The sequence below is a fragment of the Methylocystis sp. JR02 genome (assembly GCF_030063565.1).
Taxonomy (GTDB): Bacteria; Pseudomonadota; Alphaproteobacteria; order Rhizobiales; family Beijerinckiaceae; genus Methylocystis; species Methylocystis iwaonis.
The window spans coordinates 834,853-849,854 of sequence record NZ_JASIRC010000001.1; the positions used below are offsets into that span (position 1 = coordinate 834,853).

A 15,002-nucleotide genomic window follows, 5' to 3' on the forward strand; every position below is an offset into this window, starting at 1 on the left:
GCCGAGGCGCCCTTTCATCCATCACCGGACCTCGAATGCTCAGAATTGGTCAGCGCGTCTCGGGCGCTCAGCCGCCCGATCCGCAAGACGCTTCCCTTTCCGAAGCCTCGCTTTTCGCCACCATCCGCCGCCTGTGGCCCTATATCTGGCCGCGCGGAAGGCGCGATCTGGAGCGGCGCGTCGCTTTGGTGTTTCTGCTGCTTGTCGTCAGCAAGCTGTTCAACGCGCTCACCCCCTATGCCTTCAAATGGGCCACGGACGCGCTGGCGGAAAGCGGAGCAGATGCGCTTCCTGCGCTGGGCGCGGGGGCTGTGGGCTTTACCCTGCTGATGGGCGCTATCCGCATTGTCTCGGTCATTCTCATGCAGACGCGCGATGGCGTTTTCGCGGCGGTCGCCATGCACGCCGTGCGACGTCTCGCAACCGACCTTTTCGTACACATGCACGAATTGTCGTTGCGCTTTCACATCGGCCGCAAAACCGGCGGCCTCACGCGCGTGCTGGAGCGCGGCCGCAACGCGATCGAAACGCTCTCGCGCCTCGTCATGTCGACCGGCGCGCCGACGGCGCTCGAAATGGCGCTAGTGCTCGGCGTGTTTCTCTATCAGTTCGACTGGCGCTATGGCGGCGTGCTCATTGTCACCCTCGCCGCCTATTTCGCTTACACGACGCTCGCCACCAATTGGCGCATCGCCATCCGCCGCCAGATGAACGAGAGCGACACGGACGCCAACCAAAAGGCGATCGACAGCCTGCTCAATTACGAGACGGTCAAATATTTCTCGGCGGAGGCGCGCGAGGCGGCGCGCTACGACAAATCCATGATCCATTACGAAAAGGCGTCGACGCATTCCTATGTCTCGCTCGCCGTTCTCAACGCCGGGCAGACGGGGATCTACATTGTCGGCCTCACCGTGATGATGGTGATGTGCGTCTATGGCATTCGCGAGGGGCGCAACACGGTCGGCGATTTCGTGCTGATCAACGCGATGATGATACAACTCTCGCAGCCCCTGCACTTCATGGGCACTTTTTATCGCGAGGTGCGTCAGGCGATCATCGACATCGAGACCATGTTCTCGATCCTCTCGCAGCATCCGGAGATTTCGGACAAGCCCGACGCCCAGCCGCTCGTGGTGCGTGAAGGCCGCGTCGTCTTCGACGACGTGCGCTTTCATTACGATCCCGACCGGCCGATCCTGAAGGGCGTGAGCTTCGAGGCCGCGCCCGGTCAGACCATCGCGATCGTCGGGCCTTCAGGCGCCGGCAAATCGACCATCTCGCGGCTGATGTTTCGCTTCTACGAGCCGCAGGGCGGGCGCATCACCATCGACGGGCAGAATATTCTCGACGTCACGCAAGCGAGCCTGCGCGCGGCGATCGGCATGGTGCCGCAGGATACGGTGCTGTTCAACGACACGATCGGCTACAACATCCGCTATGGCCGCTGGGACGCGAGCGACGAAGAGGTGCGCGAGGCCGCGAGTCTGGCGCAGATCGACGATTTCATCCGCAGCGTGCCGGGCGGCTATGAGGCGCAGGTGGGCGAGCGCGGCTTGAAGCTCTCCGGCGGCGAGAAGCAGCGCGTCGCCATCGCCCGCACGATCCTGAAAGGGCCGCCGATCCTCATCCTGGACGAGGCGACCTCGGCGCTCGACAGCTTCACCGAGCACGAAATCCAGGAGGCGCTGCGCCGCGTCGCCAAGGGCCGCACCACGCTGGTGATCGCGCATCGCCTGTCGACGGTGGTGGAGGCCGATGAAATCCTTTTCCTCGACCACGGCCGCATCGTCGAGCGCGGCCGGCACGCGGAGCTGCTGGAGCGTGGCGGCCAATACGCCGCCATGTGGAACCGCCAGCGCGAGGCCGCCGAGGCGCGCGCCAAGCTGCTGGAGACGGAGCGGGAAGAGGCCGAGGCGGAGTAGGGGGGGCCGCGCGCGAGTGGCGCGGTTGCTTGGCGCCGATTTAAGGCAGGGTAGCACAAATCTCGGGGCCGTCATGGCCGGGCTCGTCCCGGCCACCCACGCCGAGGGGCACAGCCTAACAAGACGCGCACTCCGAAGTCCCGTTCCTCTCGCCGACGCAGACTACCCAGCATAGCCGCGTTTGCGCGGCGTGGATGGCCGGGACAAGCCCGGCCATGACGAGGGCGCAGCCAAAACGATTACGCGCCGCCCCTCTCCGGTTAAAAGAGAGGAGCGGCGCGACCCCGTCGCCCCCGGGATCGCGCGCCTTGCGGCGCGCCCAAAATCAGCCGCCCGTCAGCCGACGCAAATTGCGGTCCACCTTGCGCTTGTAGACCGCTACGGCGCGGCCGGCCGCGTGATGGGCCTGGCCCATAGCCACCGCCCGCGCCGCCGCGAAAGTCGCCTCAGCGGCGGCGTCGATCTTCTCGGAGACCATCAGACTGCTCTCATGCTTGGGATCGACCGCGCCGAACGCCATTTTCGTCAGCCTGACCGCGATGACCGCATTCGCGGCGACGCTCAAAGCGAGCGTGTCGGCGAAAAGCGTGGCGAGGCTCGATTTGTCGGTCATCCGCTTGAGTCTCCGGCGATTAAAGGCCGAGTTTGCGGCATTTGCGACGGAATTGTAAAGCCCCCGCCGTGATGTAGATCAAACTATCGTTGGTGCGGCGCGGGAGGGTCACCGCATGGCGGAGCGCAGGCCCAGCCTCTCGACGAAGGGATCGAAGTCGCGGTCGCTGTAAAGCAGGGGCAAGTCGCTCTCGATGCAGCGCGTGGCGATAATCGTGTCGATTGTCTTGCGCGTGGTCACGCCCATGGCGCGCAGCTTCCGGTAGTTCTGCGCAGCGCGAATAGCGATCTCACGCCCGCCGAGCCCGACGATCGTCAAAGACGTGAGGAGCTTTTGCGCCTGGGCGAAATCGCGCTCCTTATCGAAGCCCTGGAGGACTTCCGTCAGGATGAGATCGCCGGTGGCGATTGGCTCCTCGCCGAGAAGCCAGTCGAGACGCTGGGCCTGCGGGGTCTCGGCGCCGCGGAAATAATCGATCCACACGCTGGAATCGACGAGGATCATTTGTCGGTCCGCATCGCGTCAAGATCGCCGCGCCAATCAAGCTTGCCGCGAAAGCGCTTAATCTCCTTCTGGCGTTCGAGCCGGAGCAGCGTGCGTAAGGCCAGATCGACCGCCTCGCGCTTGGTCTTCAGGCCAGTGGCCTCGAGCGTTTCCTTCATCAGGGCGTCGTCGATGACGATGTTGGTTCGCATGTGTATAATCCGCTCTTATAATACACATCTTAGCAGGCCCTCTCGGACCTGCAAGAGCGGCCTCACACGACGGCGCAAGACGCCGGCGCGATAGGCCAAAACCCCGCTTCCATCCCGCCGCCACACCCCCCATATTGCCGCCATGGCGACGTCTCCCGAGAAACCCAAGAAAACCGCCCCCAAGAAAGACCCCGCGCGCCCCACCCGCGCCAAGGCGTCGAAGCCCGAGCTGGCGCCGCTTGCGCCGCATCTGGCGCAATTGCTCAATCCGGCGCTGGCGCCCGGCTTCAGCGATATGGGGCAGGCGGCCTATGACGCGGATGGCGCGCCGGTCGACGACGAGGAGGTCCAGAAGTGGTTTCTGGGGCCGCAGCCGCCGTCCGGCGGAGGCGTGCAGGCCACCTCGGACTCGCTCGCCGAGCTGCTGCGCCTCGGCGACCCCAATTTGCGCGGAGCCAAGCCCTGGGTTCCGCACCGCCCCGAGCGGCCGGCGAAATCCGAGGGCGGCGTCAAATTCGAGCTCGTCTCCGAATATACGCCCAAGGGCGACCAGCCGGCGGCCATCGACGAGCTGGTGAAAGGCATTCAAGCCAATGAGCGCGATCAGGTGCTGCTCGGCGTCACCGGCTCGGGCAAGACCTTCACCATGGCGAGCGTCATCTCCGCGACGCAGCGCCCGGCGCTGATCCTCGCGCCCAACAAGACGCTGGCGGCGCAGCTCTACGGCGAGTTCAAGAGCTTCTTCCCCAATAACGCCGTCGAATATTTCGTCTCTTATTACGACTACTACCAGCCCGAGGCCTATGTGCCGCGCTCCGACACTTACATCGAGAAAGAGTCGAGCGTGAACGAGCAGATCGACCGCATGCGCCACGCCGCGACGCGCGCGCTGTTGGAGCGCGACGACGTCATCATCGTCGCTTCGGTCTCCTGCATTTACGGCATCGGCTCCGTCGAGACCTATACGGCCATGACCTTCTCGGTGCAGCTCGGCGAGAAGCTGGAGCCGAAGCAATTGGTGACGGATCTGGTCGCGCTGCATTACCGCCGCGTGCAGGCGGATTTCACGCGCGGCACATTTCGCGTGCGCGGCGACACGATCGATATTTTCCCGGCCCACTATGAGGATCGCGCCTGGCGCATTTCCTTCTTCGGCGACGAGGTGGAGTCGATCTCCGAATTCGATCCGCTCACCGGCAAGAAGACGGTCGATCTCGAATTCGTGAAGGTTTACGCCAATTCGCACTATGTCACGCCGCGCCCGACGCTGCTGCAATCGATTAAGGCGATCAAGGACGAGCTGAAGCACCGTCTCGACGAGCTGAATCGTTCGGGCCGTTTGCTGGAGGCGCAAAGGCTGGAGCAGCGCACGCGCTTCGACCTCGAAATGATGGAGGCGACGGGCGCCTGCGCGGGCATCGAGAATTATTCGCGCTATCTCACCGGCCGCAAGCCCGGCGAGCCGCCGCCGACGCTGTTCGAATATCTGCCGGACAATGCGCTGGTGTTCGCCGACGAAAGTCACGTCAGCGTGCCGCAGATCGGCGCGATGTACAAAGGCGACTTCCGCCGCAAGGCGACGCTCGCCGAATATGGCTTCCGTCTGCCCTCCTGCATGGACAATCGCCCGCTGCGCTTCGAGGAATGGGACGCGATGCGGCCGCAGACGGTGAGCGTTTCGGCGACGCCCGGCAATTGGGAGCTGGAGCAGACCGGCGGCGTCTTCGTCGAGCAGGTCATTCGCCCGACCGGGCTCATCGATCCGCCGGTGGAGATACGTTCGGCGCGGTCGCAGGTCGACGATCTTCTGGACGAGGTGCGCGCCACCAGCGACATCGGCTACCGCACGCTCGTCACCGTGTTGACCAAGCGCATGGCCGAGGACCTGACCGAATATCTGCACGAGAGCGGCGTTCGCGTGCGATACATGCACAGCGACATCGATACGCTGGAGCGCATCGAGATCATCCGCGACCTGCGCCTCGGCGCCTTCGACGTGCTGGTCGGCATCAACCTGCTGCGCGAGGGGCTCGACATTCCCGAATGCGGCCTGGTCGCCATTCTCGACGCCGACAAGGAGGGTTTCCTGCGCAGCGAGACGTCGCTGGTGCAGACCATCGGCCGCGCCGCGCGCAATGTCGATGGCCGCGTCATTCTCTATGCCGATCACATCACCGGCTCGATGAAGCGCGCGATGGACGAGACCGATCGGCGCCGCGCCAAGCAGGTGGCCTACAATCTCGAAAACAACATCACGCCGGCGTCGATCAAACGCGGCATCGCCGACATTCTCGGCAGCGTGGCCGAGCAGGATCACGTCACTGTCGATACGGGTTATGACATTGCGCCCGGCCATAATCTCGCGGCGACGATCGCCGATCTCGAAAAGCGCATGAAGGAGGCGGCCGCCGATCTCGCCTTCGAGGAGGCTGCGCGGCTGCGCGACGAGATCCAGCGGCTGCAAAAGGCCGAGCTGCTCGCCGAGGCGAGTCCGATGCTGCGAATCTCGCTCTCGCGTCAGGCGCGGGCAGGGGCGCCGCGTGATGGCGAGGGACTTGCGACCCGCGCGCGCAAACCGACCGACGCAGACATGGGCCCCCACAATTTCGGCGGCGGCGAAGCGCGGCCAGTGGGCCGCATGCCGCCGGCGCGTCCCGCCGGGCGGTCGAGCGGCGGAAAGCCCGGGACGCGGACGTTGAAGGGAAAGCCGAAGTAGGCCGGGGCGCAATCCCTTCTCCCGCTTGCGGGAGAAGGTGGCCCCGCAAAGCGGGGTCGGATGAGGGCGGCGCGGCGCGCGCCTGGGCGATATTTCCACTGAGAAAATGCAAGAGTCAGGCTGCAGGCATAGCCAACGACGCGGCAGGGCCGGGATGGCTCTCATCCGACCCGGCTTCGCCGGGCCACCTTCTCCCGTGCACGGGAGAAGGATTCGTCGCCGCAACTCTCCGGTTCACAAATTCGTCTTTCTCGATTAGGGTCCGCGCCAATCCGCCGTCCGTCCCGGGCGCTGCGGCATTTTTGCTTTGCCGCGCTAACTGTCTTCTCCAGTCGGGAGGCGCCACTCAAGGAACCACATGGCCAAGGAAGAACTGCTCGAATTCCCAGGAATCGTCACCGAACTGCTGCCCAGCGCAATGTTTCGGGTGAAGCTTGAAAACGACCACGAGATTATCGCCCACACCGCCGGCAAGATGCGCAAGAATCGCATTCGCGTGCTCGAGGGCGACAAGGTGCTCGTCGAAATGACGCCCTACGACCTCACCAAGGGCCGAATCACCTATCGTTTCCGCTAATCCCTTTCCGGCGGAGCCGCTTCAAATGACAGCCGAACCCGCCGCTCCCAAGTCGAAGCTCATTCTCGCTTCGGCGTCGCCGCGCCGTCTTGCGCTCCTGCAGCAGGCGGGGCTGGAAGCCGATGCGCTTCTGCCGGCCGATATCGACGAGACGCCGCTCAAGGGCGAATCGCCCCGCGCTCTCGCGATCCGCCTCGCGAGCGAGAAGGCGGCCGCCTCGGCGAAAGTTCGGGCGGCGCATGACGAACTGAAGCAATCCTATCTCATCGCCGCCGATACGGTCGTGTCCGTGGGGCGCCGCACCCTGCCCAAGCCCGAGACGGCCGAGGAGGCGGAGGAGTGCCTGCAGCTTCTCTCCGGCCGCCAGCACCGCGTCTATACGGCGGTGAGCCTGATCACCCCGCGCGGCTTCGAGCGCAAGCGGCTGGTCGAGGCGCGACTGCGTTTCAAGCGGCTGTCCTCGATGGAGATAGACGGCTATCTCGCCTCCGGGGAATGGCGCGGCAAGGCGGGCGGCTACGCGATACAGGGCCTTGCCGGGACTTTCGTGGTGAAGCTCGTCGGCTCTTATACGGCGGTCGTCGGCCTGCCGCTTTACGAGACCGTGTCGCTGCTCGCGGGCGAGGGTTATCCGGTGCTGCAGCCCTGGTTCGCCAAGGCGTAAACCAGCCTCAATGCGCGTCGTGCGGGGGCAGCTTCAAATGCTGTTCGAGGCGGCGCACGCGCTCTTCGAGCTCCGTGATCAGCACGCCGTGGCCGATCATGGAGGAATGATATTCGATCACCGAGCGACGCAAGCCGGTGATTTGCTCGCTGAGTTTCTTTTCCAGCGTCATCAGATCGGAAGCGACATCGGCGCGCAGCGAGTGCATGTCGCTTTTAAGCTCGGCGCGGAGTTCGGCGATTTGCCCTTTGGTCGCCATTTTGGCTTCGATGCCAGAGATGTCGCCCCGCATCGACGACATCTCGCCGCGCATCTCGCGCAGCAACTGCAATACGAGATTTTCCGGTTCGCCGCTCATTTGATTTCCTGCTGGAATGGCCTCGACGAGCGCCGATCCTAGCGCGGCCATGGGCGGCTGTCATTCCGCTATCCGACATACCGCCGGGCGAAGCGCCGTCCCAGGCGCGTCAGCACCTCATAGCCGATCGTTCCGGCCCGAGCGGCCAGCTCCTCGACCTTGATCGTCTCGCCCAGCAGCTCGACCCATTCGCCGCGCCGCGCGGCCTCCTCGGGCGCATCGGTCACATCGAGCACGACGTAATCCATGGAGACGCGGCCGACGAAGGGGCAGCGCGCGCCGCCGACGATCGCCTCGCCTGCCGGCTTCCCGGGCGTGGCCGTGGCCGCGACGGGCAGCCCGTCCGCATATCCGACGCCGACGGTCGCAACGCGGGAGGGGCGGGGGGCCGCCCATATGCCGTCATAGCCGACGGTCTCGCCCACGGCGAGGTCGCGCACCGAGATGATGCGTCCGCAAAGCCGCGCCACAGGCCCCATCGGGTTCTCCGCGCCGGGCGTCGGATTGCCGCCATAGAGCCCATAGCCGGGCCGCACCAGATCGAAATGCGGCCGCTGTGGCAGGAAGACGCCGGACGTATTGGCGAGCGAGGCCGGAACGCCGGGGAAATGCGCACGGACGGCGAGGAAATCGCCGATCTGCCGGTCGTTGATTGGCGAAGCCGGGAGCTGCGCGCTGACGAAATGGCTCATCACCAGCGTCGGCGCGATCGCTTGGCCGCGCAGCGCTATCACGCCGGCGTCTTGCGGCGCGAAGCCCAGCCGGTTCATGCCGGTGTCGAAATGAAGCGCCGCCTCCAGCTTGCGGCCGAGGGTGACGCCGGCCGCCGCCCATTCCTCGAGCTGCGCAAAAGAACCGATCGCCGGCCGCAGCCCTGCCGCGGCGAGGCGCGGCGCGCAACCCGGCGCGACGCCGTCGAGCACATAGATGGTCGCGTTGGGCGCCAGCGCCCGCGCCGCCTCGCCTTCGATCAGATTGGCGACGAAAAAGGTCCGGCACCCGGCGCCGGCGAGCGCGCGTAGCGCCGCCGCCTGGCCGAGGCCATAGCCGTCCGCCTTGATGACGGCCCCGCATTCGGAGGCTCCCGCCATTGAAGCGAGCTTGCGCCAGTTCGCGACCAAGGCCGAAAGATCGACGGTCAAAACCCCGCTTTCCACCGGCTCCGACGGATCGGCGCAGGCCAGCAGGCGTTCGGTGGGCGAAATGATTCCCATGGAGGGCTAGTCTATCTCAGGAAAGAGGGCGTTGGCATGGCGCACAGACGCGGCGGCGCGGAATTAACGGCGTTGGCGCCCGCGAGCCTAGGCCGTGAGAACGAAATCAACTCCTAATTGACGTGAGCCACGGCGCCATTAATCTTTACCAACATTCGGATCGAGGCGGCTCGCTTCCTCATGGTCCGCCGCGGCGCGTGGCTGGTCGCCCAGGGCCTTGTATGTCTTGCTGCGCTTTTCATACATGCGCGCGACGTGTTCCCGGAACATTTTGGATTGATCTATCTTTTCATAATGCTCACGCGCCAGCCGAATCGCTCTCGTGTAGTCGGCTACAGCCTCCCTAAGGTCGCCAACGCTTTCGTAGAAGCCGCCGTGAAACCAATAAAGTGCGGAAAGGTACCGATTTCGATTTTTGTTATCTTTATATTCGTCTTCGGCTAGGCGAATGGCCGTCGTGTAATCGGCAATCGCCCGGCGATAATCGCCTGTCCGGTTAAACGTCAGGCCGCGCATCGTGTAGTTTGAAATATCTTTGGGATCAAGCCGGATCGCCTCATTATGGTCGGCGATGGCCCTGTCATAAACTCCTATGAGACTATAACAGGTGCCACGGGTCTTATAGATCGAAGCGCTCCCTCTGCCGCGGTCGATGAGACGCGAGCAGGCTGCAATGCCTTGCCTCTCGTCTTTCGAGCGTTTGCAGAGCTCCTCGTCGCGATCGGTGGCATGCGCCATGGAAGTCAGCCACGCGGACAGACTGATCGCCACAACAGAAATCAAATGACGCATCGATTTTCTCCCAGCTCTCGGTTATGGGGGATCGCCTTGAGCGATTGCCGCAATTTTCCAGTTTTTTCTACATCTGCCGCGTATTCTTCCTTGCTGCGTGAAAATGTGGACCAATCGGCCTAAGCTCGCCCGCCCGATTCCACGCCAGTTGAAAGCAGGCTAAGCTCGCGCGAACGCGCCGGCGTTCTTCTCCAAATAGCGATGTGCGAGGCTAACTCATGAGCGACAGCGCCATACCATTCGGCCGGCTGCGTCTTATTCCGTCGAGCGTCTGGGCGTTGGGAGTCGTCTCTTTGCTCATGGATTTCTCGTCCGAGATGATCCATGCGCTTCTGCCGATCTATCTGGTGGGGACCATGGGCGCCACGATGGCCCAGGTCGGCGCTATCGAGGGGGTGGCCGAAGCGACGGCCTCGGTTGTCAAGATTTTTTCGGGCGCCGTGTCCGACTGGTTCGCGAGCCGCAAGCTGCTCGCCATTCTGGGCTATGGTCTCGCGGCGGCGACAAAGCCGCTGTTTCCGCTGGCTCCCAATGTCGACTGGGTGATGGCGGCGCGTTTCATCGATCGCGTGGGGAAGGGGATTCGCGGCGCGCCGCGCGACGCGCTCGTCGCCGACGTCACGCCGGCGGAGCTGCGCGGCGCGGCCTTCGGCCTGCGCCAGTCGCTCGACACGGTCGGCGCCTTTCTGGGGCCCGCCGTCGCGGTATTGGTCATGTGGGCGACGCTCGACGACATCCGCGCCGTCTTCTGGGTGGCCTGCATTCCCGCCATTCTCGCCGTGGCTGTCCTCGCCTTCGGGGTCACCGAACCAGCCGAGACTCGTCCCCAGCGCCCGGCGCGCTTTCCGCTTCATTGGAGCGAGATTCTGGACTTGAGCGGACGTTTCTGGCTGGTGGTCGCGATTGCCTTCATCTTCAGTCTGGCGCGCTTTTCGGAAGCCTTTCTGATTCTCAAGGCGCAGGCGGTCGGCCTGCCGGAGGCTTTGGCCCCGCTGGTGCTGGTTGCAATGAATGTCGTCTATGCCGGCGCGTCCTATCCCGTCGGCGCCTTTTCCGATCGCGGCGACCGGATCACGCCGCTTGCTGCGGGTCTCGTCACGCTGATCGGCGCCGACGCCGCTTTGGCTTACGCCGAGCATCTCCCGCTCGTCTGGGTCGGCGTCGTCCTCTGGGGCTTGCATATGGGCCTGACTCAGGGGCTTTTTGCGGCTCTGGTGGCCGATACGGCTCCTGCAACGCTCCGGGGCACGGCCTTCGGCGTCTTCAATCTCACCGGCGGTCTGGCGCTTCTTGTCGCGAGCCTTCTCGCCGGCTGGCTCTGGGACGTTTACGGGCCCTGGGCCGCCTTTGCGGCCGGCGGCGGGAGCGCGCTGCTGTCGCTCGGCGTTCTTCTGATTGCGTCCAGATCGCTTTCGACTCCGGCTGAATAGCGACCCGAAACGAGCCAATGCGCGAGAGCGCAGCCGGCGCCGCGACAAAAGCTCCTGTGGATACAGGCTCGTGTCTTTATTGCGACACAATCCGGCGTCTTTGCGCCATTGAGCCGGTTGCGGCGCCGCACCAATTGAATTATCCATCCATAAGCGTCTTCGGAACCATTTCGAACTGACGCGCGAGAGGGATACGCATGGCAAACGCCTCAACGGACGAGCGCGCCGCAACGCGCCCGTTGTCGCCGCATCTGACGGTCTTCAAGCCCTGGCTCACAATGGCGATGTCGATCGCCCATCGCATCACCGGAGCGGGGCTTTATGTCGGCATGGCGCTGATGGCGCTCTTTCTGCTCGGCGCGGGCTTTGGCGGCTGGCTTCATGCGCTCACCGGCTGGCTTGCCTCGGGCTTCATCGGCGGGCCGATCGTCTTCCTCATCACCTGGGCGATTTTCCACCATCTGCTCGGCGGCGTCCGTCACGCGCTTTGGGATCGTGGTCTTTACATGGACCCGCAGGGCCGCGAGCTTTTGGCGCAGGCCTCCCTCTATGGCGGCGTCGGCCTGACCGTGCTGCTCTGGATCATCAAGTCTCTCGCCGGCTAACGGAGGCCTCGAATGTCGGTTCCGACTCACTTCACGAGCGGGCGGAGCGGCCAGGGCGCCGCTTATGTCTCGGATCACGAGGGCTCGACGCACGCCCGCTTCATGCGCCTTTCGGCTTATGCGCTGGCGCCGCTGGGCGTGCTTTCGGCCTGGTGGTTGGCCGGCCTTGTCGGCGAGACGCCCGAGGGCGTGCGCGCCGAGATCGGCCATCCCTTCCCGGCGATCGTGCTGATTCTCTTCGGGGTCATCGGCATGATCCACGCCCGCCAGGGCGCCGCTGAGATCATCGAGGATTATGTCCACGACCCGGCGCTGAAAGAGCAGGCGCTCTACTGGAACCGGATCGCATCGATGGCGATCGCCGGCGTCTGGACCCTCGGGATCATGCTGATCGCCGCGCCGAGATAAGAGTAGCGCGCAAGAAAAGCCGCTGGAAAGACATTCAACAAAGGCTTCGATAATGGTTGCGAATGGCGCTGCTTCATCCGTAACGGTCGGCGGACGTGCCTATCCGATCGTCGACCACACTTTCGACGTGGTGGTCGTCGGCGCCGGCGGCGCCGGGCTGCGCGCTGTCGTCGGCTGCGCCAAGGCGGGGCTCAATGTCGCCTGCGTGACGAAGGTCTTCCCGACCCGTTCGCATACGGTCGCGGCCCAGGGCGGCGTCGCCGCCGCGCTCGGCAATATGGGGCCGGACGACTGGAAATGGCACATGTATGACACCGTCAAGGGCTCCGACTGGCTCGGAGACCAGGACGCGATCGAATATCTGTGCCGCAACGCCCCGCAGGCGGTCTATGAGCTCGAGCATTGGGGCGTGCCCTTCTCGCGCACGGCCGAGGGCACGATTTATCAGCGCCCCTTCGGCGGCATGACGACCGATTACGGCAGGGGGCCGCCCGCCCAGCGCACCTGCGCCGCCGCCGACCGCACCGGTCACGCCATGCTCCATACGATGTATGGGCAGGCGCTGAAGCATGAGACGCAGTTCTTCGTCGAATATTTCGCCATCGACCTGATCATGGATCAGCAAGGCGCCTGCCGCGGCATCGTGTGCCTCAAGCTCGACGACGGCACGATTCACCGGTTCCGCTCGGCGCTGACCGTGCTCGCCACCGGCGGCTATGGGCGCGTCTATCTTTCCGCCACCTCGGCCCATACCTGCACGGGCGACGGCAATGGCATGGTGTTGCGCGCCGGCCTGCCGCTGCAGGATATGGAATTCGTGCAGTTCCACCCGACCGGCATCTATGGCGCGGGCTGCCTCATCACCGAGGGCGCGCGCGGCGAGGGCGGCTATCTGACCAATAGCGAAGGCGAGCGCTTCATGGAGCGCTATGCGCCTTCGGTCAAAGACCTTGCGCCACGCGACATGGTTTCGCGCGCGATCACGATGGAGGTGCGCGAGGGCAGGGGCGTCGGCAAGCACAAGGACCACGCTTACCTCCATCTCGAGCATCTCGATCCGGCGATCCTGCATGAGCGCCTGCCGGGCATTTCCGAAAGCTCGAAGATTTTCGCCGGCGTCGACGTGACGCGCCAGCCGATCCCGATCATCCCCACCGCGCATTACAACATGGGCGGCATCCCGACGAATTATCACGGCGAAGTGCTGCGCAAGCTGGACGGCAACCCCGACTCCGTGGTGCCGGGCCTGATGGCGATCGGCGAGGCGGCCTGCGTCTCCGTGCACGGCGCCAATCGCTTGGGCTCCAATTCGCTGATCGACCTGGTGGTCTTCGGCCGCGCGGCGGGCCTGCGCGCCGCCGAGGTGGTCAAGCCCGGTCAGTCGCAGCCAGAGCTGCCCGCCGGTTCGGCGGAGCTGCCGCTCTCGCGCCTCGATTTCTTCCGCAACGCCAATGGCGCGATCTCGACGGCCGATCTGCGCGACAAGATGCAACGGACCATGCAGTCGCATTGCGCCGTCTATCGCACCGGCGAGGTGCTGGCCGAGGGCGTCGCGGGCGTGCAGGAAGTCTGGCGGGAAGCCGCCGAGGCGAAGGTCTCCGACCGCTCGCTGATCTGGAACTCCGATCTCGTCGAGACGCTCGAGTTCGACAATCTCATCGCGCAGGCCGCGGTGACGATCGAATCCGCCGCCAACCGCAAGGAATCGCGCGGCGCCCATGCGCGTGAGGACTTCCCGAATCGCGATGACGCGAATTGGATGAAGCACACGCTGGCGTCGATCGACCGTGAGAAGAAGACGGTCTCGATCGACTATCGCCCGGTGCATAGTTACACGATGACGGACGAGGTGGCTTATATCGAGCCGAAGGCGCGGGTGTACTGAGGGGCCCACTTTCTGAGAGAGACGGCCATGACTACAGTCAAGTTGGAGCTCGATCAGCGCCTTTTCGAGGAAATCGTCGTAAAGGCGAAGGCAAAGAATAGGTCCGTGGAGGACCTCATATTGTCGATCTTAAACGACTCGCTCGCCGATCGCCGCAAGGCTTTGCTCGAACGGATAGATGCTATCGCGGCAATGACTCCGAAAGGAGTTCCTCAGACCGACAGCACCCTCCTCATCCGCGAGGATCGCGATCGGTGATTTTTGTTGTCGACGCTAGCGTTGTCGTGAAATGGTTCGTCGAGGAGCCGCGTCATGATCTCGCGCGCGATTTATTCAAGAGCGGCGCAGCGTTGGTCGCTCCTGATATAGTGCTCATCGAAACCTCGAATGCCTTTCAGAAGAAGGCGTCGTCTGGACAGATGGATAGAGCGCAAGTCAAAGAGGCGGTTTCAACCCTAAACGATTGCTTTTCAGAGCTGGTCCCTTTTTCGACGCTGCTTCCCGCAGCGCTCGAAATGTCTCTAGCGCTAAAGCACCCGATTTATGACTGCACGTATTTGGCATGTGCGGAGATGGTCAATGGTCGTTTGGTCACTGACGACGAGAAGTTTTTTAAGCGGTGTGCCGGAAACGGCAGGGCTGACGCGGTTGTATTACTGAAAGACCACAGCAATGCTCTGAGCGAAGCAATACAAGACTCGGTGCTCCCTTTCACACAAGAGCTCTTAAGCCTATTTCAAATAGCGCAGGACACGTGGAATGGCATCTGCGGGCGGCTAGGGGTAAGCCCTGCCGGAGGCAATCTGACTGATCATGCTCTTCCCTGGGAGATTTATACCAATTCTGTCCCTCGGCGACGTTTAGTCTCCGTGTTGCAGGGTCTTCCCCGGGAAAATCTCGCGGCCCTTTTGGCTATCGCATGGTATGGCCGGGGAACGAATCCTGATTTGGCGCAAGGATACCGCCATGCACTGGCGATCGTGGGTGCTGATACGTCGACTGAAATTCCGTATGTGGCGATGCAGCTTCAGCATATTGAGATCGGGTTGTTGATGCTCCAGGGAAACAGGGACGGGCCGGCCGCATCCGGCGATCACCAAACAGACTAAAAGAAAGCGGA

Annotated in this window: 16 protein-coding genes; 10 read left to right on the forward strand and 6 right to left on the reverse strand. The window is 63.8% G+C overall.

All coding sequences use genetic code 11. The annotated features are described in order from the left end of the window. Nucleotides 1–35: 35 nt before the first annotated feature. Nucleotides 36–1,925: an ABCB family ABC transporter ATP-binding protein/permease gene (locus QNA11_RS03865; protein WP_283482024.1), complete on the forward strand. Its 1,890-nt coding sequence runs from the start codon at nt 36–38 to the stop codon at nt 1,923–1,925. Between the two features lie 325 nt (nt 1,926–2,250). Here the strand turns inward: QNA11_RS03865 and QNA11_RS03870 are convergent, their stop codons facing one another. The 3 genes from QNA11_RS03870 to QNA11_RS03880 form a co-directional block, all read right to left on the reverse strand. Next, on the reverse strand, nt 2,251–2,538 hold the full coding sequence (locus QNA11_RS03870; RefSeq protein WP_283482025.1) for a hypothetical protein: 288 nt from the start codon (nt 2,536–2,538) through the stop codon (nt 2,251–2,253). A 108-nt stretch (nt 2,539–2,646) separates the two neighbouring features. Further along, nucleotides 2,647–3,042 carry a type II toxin-antitoxin system VapC family toxin gene (vapC, locus tag QNA11_RS03875; protein WP_283482026.1) on the reverse strand — a complete coding sequence of 132 codons (396 nt, stop codon included), beginning with the start codon at nt 3,040–3,042 and terminating at the stop codon, nt 2,647–2,649. Continuing rightward, nucleotides 3,039–3,233 carry a type II toxin-antitoxin system VapB family antitoxin gene (locus QNA11_RS03880; protein WP_281927911.1) on the reverse strand — a complete coding sequence of 65 codons (195 nt, stop codon included), beginning with the start codon at nt 3,231–3,233 and terminating at the stop codon, nt 3,039–3,041. The genes vapC and QNA11_RS03880 overlap by 4 nt, the downstream gene beginning before the upstream one ends. A gap of 142 nt (nt 3,234–3,375) precedes the next feature. Between QNA11_RS03880 and uvrB the strand changes: the two genes are divergently transcribed. The 3 genes from uvrB to QNA11_RS03895 all read left to right on the forward strand — a co-directional run bounded on the left by uvrB (nt 3,376) and on the right by QNA11_RS03895 (nt 7,190). Next, nucleotides 3,376–5,949, forward strand: a complete 2,574-nt coding sequence (gene uvrB, locus QNA11_RS03885) for an excinuclease ABC subunit UvrB (protein WP_283482027.1) — start codon at nt 3,376–3,378, stop codon at nt 5,947–5,949. A 358-nt stretch (nt 5,950–6,307) separates the two neighbouring features. Further along, entirely contained in the window at nt 6,308–6,526 is a 219-nt protein-coding gene (gene infA / locus QNA11_RS03890; RefSeq protein WP_016920926.1) for a translation initiation factor IF-1, read from the forward strand. A gap of 25 nt (nt 6,527–6,551) precedes the next feature. After that, a complete protein-coding gene (locus QNA11_RS03895; RefSeq protein WP_283482028.1) occupies nt 6,552–7,190 on the forward strand; it encodes a Maf-like protein in 639 nt (212 codons plus the stop codon). A 7-nt stretch (nt 7,191–7,197) separates the two neighbouring features. On the opposite strand, the gene QNA11_RS03900 is transcribed toward QNA11_RS03895, so the two are convergent. The 3 genes from QNA11_RS03900 to QNA11_RS03910 form a co-directional block, all read right to left on the reverse strand. Beyond that, entirely contained in the window at nt 7,198–7,548 is a 351-nt protein-coding gene (locus tag QNA11_RS03900) for a hypothetical protein (protein ID WP_283482029.1), read from the reverse strand. Nucleotides 7,549–7,616: 68 nt separating this feature from the next. Further along, a complete protein-coding gene (gene alr / locus QNA11_RS03905; protein WP_283482030.1) occupies nt 7,617–8,762 on the reverse strand; it encodes an alanine racemase in 1,146 nt (381 codons plus the stop codon). Nucleotides 8,763–8,900: 138 nt separating this feature from the next. After that, entirely contained in the window at nt 8,901–9,554 is a 654-nt protein-coding gene (locus QNA11_RS03910) for a tetratricopeptide repeat protein (protein ID WP_281927905.1), read from the reverse strand. Between the two features lie 218 nt (nt 9,555–9,772). Between QNA11_RS03910 and QNA11_RS03915 the strand changes: the two genes are divergently transcribed. From QNA11_RS03915 to QNA11_RS03940, 6 genes are all read left to right on the forward strand, one after another. Further along, nucleotides 9,773–10,984, forward strand: a complete 1,212-nt coding sequence (locus tag QNA11_RS03915; protein WP_283482031.1) for an MFS transporter — start codon at nt 9,773–9,775, stop codon at nt 10,982–10,984. 197 nt (nt 10,985–11,181) lie between these two features. Further along, on the forward strand, nt 11,182–11,589 hold the full coding sequence (gene sdhC, locus QNA11_RS03920; RefSeq protein WP_202071914.1) for a succinate dehydrogenase, cytochrome b556 subunit: 408 nt from the start codon (nt 11,182–11,184) through the stop codon (nt 11,587–11,589). A gap of 12 nt (nt 11,590–11,601) precedes the next feature. Then, nucleotides 11,602–11,997: a succinate dehydrogenase, hydrophobic membrane anchor protein gene (gene sdhD / locus QNA11_RS03925; RefSeq protein WP_283482032.1), complete on the forward strand. Its 396-nt coding sequence runs from the start codon at nt 11,602–11,604 to the stop codon at nt 11,995–11,997. A 52-nt stretch (nt 11,998–12,049) separates the two neighbouring features. Next, nucleotides 12,050–13,882, forward strand: coding sequence for a succinate dehydrogenase flavoprotein subunit (gene sdhA / locus QNA11_RS03930; protein ID WP_283482033.1), 1,833 nt, complete (start codon nt 12,050–12,052; stop codon nt 13,880–13,882). 27 nt (nt 13,883–13,909) lie between these two features. Then, a complete protein-coding gene (locus QNA11_RS03935) occupies nt 13,910–14,140 on the forward strand; it encodes a hypothetical protein (protein WP_283482034.1) in 231 nt (76 codons plus the stop codon). Continuing rightward, a complete protein-coding gene (locus tag QNA11_RS03940) occupies nt 14,137–14,991 on the forward strand; it encodes a type II toxin-antitoxin system VapC family toxin (RefSeq protein ID WP_283482035.1) in 855 nt (284 codons plus the stop codon). The genes QNA11_RS03935 and QNA11_RS03940 overlap by 4 nt, the downstream gene beginning before the upstream one ends. Nucleotides 14,992–15,002: the final 11 nt, after the last annotated feature.

Bases quoted from the DNA above. Each gene is read 5' to 3' on its own strand.
- QNA11_RS03865 (WP_283482024.1), top strand. From the start codon at position 36: ATGCTCAGAATTGGTCAGCGCGTCTCGGGCGCTCAGCCGCCCGATCCG.
- QNA11_RS03870 (WP_283482025.1), bottom strand. From the start codon at position 2,538: ATGACCGACAAATCGAGCCTCGCCACGCTTTTCGCCGACACGCTCGCT.
- vapC (WP_283482026.1), bottom strand. From the start codon at position 3,042: ATGATCCTCGTCGATTCCAGCGTGTGGATCGATTATTTCCGCGGCGCC.
- QNA11_RS03880 (WP_281927911.1), bottom strand. From the start codon at position 3,233: ATGCGAACCAACATCGTCATCGACGACGCCCTGATGAAGGAAACGCTC.
- uvrB (WP_283482027.1), top strand. From the start codon at position 3,376: ATGGCGACGTCTCCCGAGAAACCCAAGAAAACCGCCCCCAAGAAAGAC.
- infA (WP_016920926.1), top strand. From the start codon at position 6,308: ATGGCCAAGGAAGAACTGCTCGAATTCCCAGGAATCGTCACCGAACTG.
- QNA11_RS03895 (WP_283482028.1), top strand. From the start codon at position 6,552: ATGACAGCCGAACCCGCCGCTCCCAAGTCGAAGCTCATTCTCGCTTCG.
- QNA11_RS03900 (WP_283482029.1), bottom strand. From the start codon at position 7,548: ATGAGCGGCGAACCGGAAAATCTCGTATTGCAGTTGCTGCGCGAGATG.
- alr (WP_283482030.1), bottom strand. From the start codon at position 8,762: ATGGGAATCATTTCGCCCACCGAACGCCTGCTGGCCTGCGCCGATCCG.
- QNA11_RS03910 (WP_281927905.1), bottom strand. From the start codon at position 9,554: ATGCGTCATTTGATTTCTGTTGTGGCGATCAGTCTGTCCGCGTGGCTG.
- QNA11_RS03915 (WP_283482031.1), top strand. From the start codon at position 9,773: ATGAGCGACAGCGCCATACCATTCGGCCGGCTGCGTCTTATTCCGTCG.
- sdhC (WP_202071914.1), top strand. From the start codon at position 11,182: ATGGCAAACGCCTCAACGGACGAGCGCGCCGCAACGCGCCCGTTGTCG.
- sdhD (WP_283482032.1), top strand. From the start codon at position 11,602: ATGTCGGTTCCGACTCACTTCACGAGCGGGCGGAGCGGCCAGGGCGCC.
- sdhA (WP_283482033.1), top strand. From the start codon at position 12,050: ATGGTTGCGAATGGCGCTGCTTCATCCGTAACGGTCGGCGGACGTGCC.
- QNA11_RS03935 (WP_283482034.1), top strand. From the start codon at position 13,910: ATGACTACAGTCAAGTTGGAGCTCGATCAGCGCCTTTTCGAGGAAATC.